This is a genomic window from Acetobacter pasteurianus subsp. pasteurianus LMG 1262 = NBRC 106471, assembly GCF_000285275.1.
Lineage (GTDB): Bacteria > Pseudomonadota > Alphaproteobacteria > Acetobacterales > Acetobacteraceae > Acetobacter > Acetobacter pasteurianus.
In genome coordinates, this window is the sequence record NZ_CADO01000064.1 from 1 (window position 1) to 5,019 (window position 5,019).

Sequence of the window (5,019 nt, forward strand, 5' to 3'; positions counted from 1 at the left end):
TTTTCCACTCCGATCGTGGCAGCCAATACTGCTCTCATGACTTCTGGAAAAAGTAGAGAAATCGAAGAACCGTTGATCAAACGGGGGAAGTGTCCTAATCTTGGGTTCAACGAGCAAGTATTGGTACTCGTAGCCTATGATTTTTACTCTGCATCTGAGGCAGAGCAATGGTATTGCGCTCTAGTTTTCTTCGCGGCGGAACTGCACCGCCAGATAGCAATCCAAAGCCTCCCATGCAGAGTCAATACAATCTCGTAGAACCATCAATACCTGTTCAGCGAGTTCCCAATCAGAACATAACTTCTTCAAGTAACGGCCTTTCGATCCCTCCATCTTGGCAATAAAAATCTCAAAGACCAATTAAAAACCTAAGGCTTTTAGAGTGCTCTCCTGGGTGGGAGAATAAAGATTACCCCACCCTTTTAAATAAAAAATATTTACATACCAAAATTTATTATAGCATTCATTAAATTATCAATGTCTATTTCATTCCCCTTTTCTCTCATAAAAAAACTTGCATAATCTATATTTGCACATTGGGCAATTTTGGCCATACATATTTGACCGACTTCATGTTTGTTTTGTAAGCAATGAAACTCTAGAACACGTGCATGCGGTTTACAAAACATAATATTCGTCATGCCAGCACCATGAGGAGCAATAATATATTTAGCATTCTCAAATATAGAAATTTGCTCAACCACAGATTTTCCCGTCAAGGTAATAGACGTATAGCCACGCTCTTCGAGTTTTTCTATTAAAAGGTCTTCATTTTCCATTTTTCTATGAGGCGTATCTTTTCGCGAAATATAAATTTTTTCTGGATAAACTTCTGACTCATTCTTTTTTATATGATTTCGCAAAAAATTTGCAACTTCAATCTGTTCGAAAAAATTACATGTATATGTTTCCAGCCCAACAGAATTTCCATAGTAAATTCCTTTATTGGCATTAATAGCTTCAAATGCTTCAAGCGAAATAAGTCTATAGTTTTTGAATTTAAAGAATATATTATCTATATACTCTTTTTGAAAAGTAGAAATTTTACCCACAACAATGCAAAAGTCCTCTATATTTTCTTTTTCAAATAATTGTGCTACTTTGTATAGGAAGGGCACAATTTGAGCAAGCCAGTGGTAGTAGTTATAACCTACAGATACCCAAGCATGAATAACAGGAACATTAATATTTTTAATTTCGAAAAACTTTGTCAGGCCTTTTTCATGGTGACCATTACCATATATGAAATGGGCTAAATATTCACTTTCTTCCACCCATCTGTCATTCACATATAGGCATCCGTTACCAGACGAAACACCTTTTTCTGCATAACAAATTTTAAAATTCATTGGCTTGAATTTTAATAAATCTTGCCATTGTGACGACACTTCGCCAAAACCAACCACTTCCGAAGAAGGTAATTTTTCTGGACTGGAAGTCTGATAAATTATCTGCCCAGTTTCCGACAAAGGAGCTTCTTTAGATAACGATAAAAAATTAAATGGAAAGTTAGTTATTTTTTTTTCTCTAAGAAGTAATACTTGAGATTGAACGGGTGCACTATAATACCCTTCAAAAACATAACACGCATACTCAAAAACAGGTTTATCAAAAACACAAGACCTTTTACTTCCTATTTGTGGAAGAGAATTTCTTGGGGCAGTATCTTTAACAATCCAATAAGCATCACTACATACATCAGGATTAAAGCCGTAAGACGAGACTGAAATAAATTTCTTATTTAATAAAAAATTTGAAAACTTTACTTTCCCACCATTAATATTATTATCAAAAAGGAAATGAAAATTCCTAAATCTATTTTCTTGTAAAAACTCATCACTTTCATAGTCTGGCTCAAAAAATAGCACCGTACTAAATTTGTTTACTAGCTCAGCTACCTTTTCTTCCCATTGAGAAAAAACCTGCAATTTAGTCAAGAAGAATGAGGTTAAAAGAACAGAATGAGAATATTCTTTAGCTATCTTCTCAGCCTCTTCTATACTACTGACTACTTTTTTCTCAAAATTACCAAAATGTGGCAGAAGATACTCTGCCACATTTAAAGAACAATCATATATTAAAGCAATATTCATAACGTCAGCTCTTGTATTCTACAGAAGCAGATCCAATTGGATAGTACGAAAAACCATTCTCAGAAAATTGTTGTTTGCTATAGATATTTCTAAAATCAACAACAATTTTTGATGACATTTTTTCTTCAAAATATTCCGGTTTTAATCTTCTGAACTCAGGCCATTCTGTTACAATTACCGCTGCATCAGCTTTATGTAAAACTTCATCTACAGTATCGGCATAATTTACAGCCTCAGGTAAGATAGAACGAGCAACACTCATGCCTTCCGGATCGTAAGCATTTACAATCGCTCCCTCTTTAACCAACCCTTCAACTAGAGGAATACTTGGAGAATCCCTCATATCATCTGTGCCCGCTTTAAAAGTAAGCCCCAAAAGAGCTATTTTTTTATCTTTTACAGAACCATTACAGGCTTCAATTACGCGATTAACCATACTTGATTTACGCTTGTCATTACTCTCAACAGTAGCTTTAACCAACGAAATATCACATCCATAATCAGCAGCAATATGTATCAGTGCAAGCGTATCTTTGGGAAAGCAAGAACCACCATATCCTGGTCCCGCATGTAGGAATTTTGCTCCAATTCTATTATCAAGACCCATCCCTTTAGAAACGTCGCTCACAACAGCTCCGGATCTTTCACAGATATCTGATATTTCGTTGATAAATGCCACTTTCATTGCCAAAAATGCATTTGAAGCGTATTTAATCAATTCTGCACTTTTTACACTTACGCTAAGTAATGGGTAGCCCGCATCAGTAATTGGCTTATATAGCTCTTCCATTTTTTTGCGTGCATTATCGTTTTCTGCCCCAATAACAATCCGATCAGGCTTTAGAAAATCTTCAATTGCGCACCCTTCGCGAAGAAATTCAGGATTTGAGACAACATCGATATGAGCGGAAGGCTTAATATTTTGAATTATTTCAGAAATAGCTTGCCCAGTTCCAAGAGGAACAGTGCTTTTAGTAACAATTACCAGTGAATGAGTAGCATTTTCCACAACATCACGCACTGCACTGAAAACATATTGCGTATCAGCTCGGGCATCTTCTTTCCTAGTTGGTGTCCCTACCGCAATAAAGACAACACTAGCGTCTTTTATCCCCTCCGCAATATTGTTACAAAAATTTATTCTACCTGCTTTGCGATTGGAATGAATTAATTTTTCTAACCCCGCCTCATAAATTGGGACACCACCATCAAGTAGGATATTTAGTTTTTCTGTGACACTTTCAACAATCGTCACATGATGACCAATTTCGGCAAAGCACGCTCCCGAAACCAATCCCACATACCCACCACCTATTACCGCAATTCGCATAATCAGTTATCTCTTTTCAAGAAAATTACTATTTTGAACTCAGTTGAGTCGCAAAAAACGCTATGGTTTCACGCAATCCATCTAGCAAACTCACTTCTGGATTCCAACTTAGAATTTTTTTGGCCAAAGAAATATCTGGACACCTTTGCAAAGGATCATCAACTGGCAAAGAAAGATATTCCACAGAAGAAGATGAGTTAGTAATCTTAATTACCAACTCGGCAAGTTGTTTGACCGTCATCTCAGATGGATTACCAAGGTTTATAGGACCGATGATCTCTGGTCCTGTTTCCATAAACCGTATAAATCCTTCGACAAGATCAGAAACGTAGCAAAAAGCTCGCGTCTGTTGACCATCTCCATATACAGTTATGGGTTGGTTACGAAGAGCTTGAATAATGAAATTGGATACCACACGACCATCTTCTGGATCCATTTGTGGTCCATAGGTATTAAAAATACGCACAACCTTCACTGGAACATCGAAGCGCTTGTTGTATTCATAACACAAAGTTTCTGCTACACGCTTACCTTCATCGTAACAAGCGCGAGGTCCCATGGTATTAACATTTCCGCGATAACTCTCCAATTGAGGCGAAATATTTGGGTCACCATAAACCTCACTAGTACTGGCTTGCAGCATTTTTGCACCATTACGGCGCGCCACCTCTAAAACGTTTAATACCCCCCAAATACTGGTTTTTAGAGTATAAATTGGGTCTTTTTGGTAATGCGGAGGTGAAGCAGGACAAGCCAAATTATAGATTTGATCTACTTTAAGGTCAAAAGGCTCAATAATGTTATGTTCAATGAATTCAAAATTTTCATTATTCAGAAACTGAGAAATATTCTTCTCACTTCCTGTATAATAATTATCCATACATATTACTTTATGATTTTTTTTTAAAAGATTACCGCACAAATGTGATCCCACAAAGCCCGCACCTCCCGTCACCAGGATTTTTCTTTGTTTATCTGACAAAAACGCCTCCTCAAGCTCGCTTGCTAATTATATATCGCCGAATGGTATAGAAGAACAGACTAACTATATGCCTATCAACGCTTCGCCAGTCTAGTGCAGTCAAAATATGGATGGATTTAATATGTTCCATTTCTTCAGTCGAAAAGAGAAACTTTGATTGAAGGCGTTTTGTCCTAATTTTGGGCCCAACAAACTGGTATTGATGGTTGTGAGTGATAACTTTTGCTCTGCATCTGGGGCAGAGCGGGGAACGTTATGGTCTTTTTCTACGCAGCGGCGCTGATCTAGACTTGTAACGTTTTTGTGCTGGTCAGGAAGTGATTATGCCACTCTTGCTTCGAAAGCAGGGGGCTAATACCGCCCAGATATGAATGGCGTCGACGAGGATTGTAGAAACTATTGATATACTGGAAGGATGGCAACAGTCGCCTGACGACGGGTTAGCCAGTTTTGCCTCCAGAGCCATTCCGCCTTCAGGCTTTTGAAAAACGTTTCGACAGCAACGTTGTCAAAACAGTTTCCTTTTCCAGACATTGAAGCCAGCAATCCATGGGCTAGCAACTTTTTCCAGAAGTCATGAGAGCAGTATTGGCTGCCACGATCGGAGTGGAAAA

4 protein-coding genes and 1 pseudogene are annotated in these 5,019 nt (G+C 37.7%); 1 reads left to right on the forward strand and 4 read right to left on the reverse strand.

Annotated elements, in window-relative coordinates:
* The coding region (locus APA10_RS15260; protein WP_035367594.1) for a hypothetical protein at window positions 1-258 on the forward strand (258 nt) is incomplete at its 5' end.
* 179 nt (window positions 259-437) lie between these two features.
* Here APA10_RS15260 and APA10_RS14610 read toward each other — a convergent pair.
* The 4 genes and pseudogenes from APA10_RS14610 to APA10_RS14615 all read right to left on the reverse strand — a co-directional run.
* Complete coding sequence (locus APA10_RS14610) at window positions 438-2,093, reverse strand: glycosyltransferase family 61 protein (RefSeq protein ID WP_003631084.1); 1,656 nt, start codon at window positions 2,091-2,093, stop codon at window positions 438-440.
* A gap of 4 nt (window positions 2,094-2,097) precedes the next feature.
* The gene (locus APA10_RS09560; RefSeq protein WP_003631086.1) at window positions 2,098-3,423 is read right to left on the reverse strand and encodes a UDP-glucose dehydrogenase family protein; all 1,326 of its coding nucleotides are present in this window, start codon (window positions 3,421-3,423) and stop codon (window positions 2,098-2,100) included.
* 28 nt (window positions 3,424-3,451) lie between these two features.
* The gene (locus APA10_RS09565; RefSeq protein ID WP_124326571.1) at window positions 3,452-4,405 is read right to left on the reverse strand and encodes a UDP-glucuronic acid decarboxylase family protein; all 954 of its coding nucleotides are present in this window, start codon (window positions 4,403-4,405) and stop codon (window positions 3,452-3,454) included.
* A 321-nt stretch (window positions 4,406-4,726) separates the two neighbouring features.
* Window positions 4,727-5,019 (reverse strand): annotated as a pseudogene (locus APA10_RS14615) (IS3 family transposase); the annotation flags it as partial.

Coding starts and splice junctions, on each gene's coding strand:
- APA10_RS14610 (WP_003631084.1), bottom strand. CDS start 2,093: ATGAATATTGCTTTAATATATGATTGTTCTTTAAATGTGGCAGAGTAT.
- APA10_RS09560 (WP_003631086.1), bottom strand. CDS start 3,423: ATGCGAATTGCGGTAATAGGTGGTGGGTATGTGGGATTGGTTTCGGGA.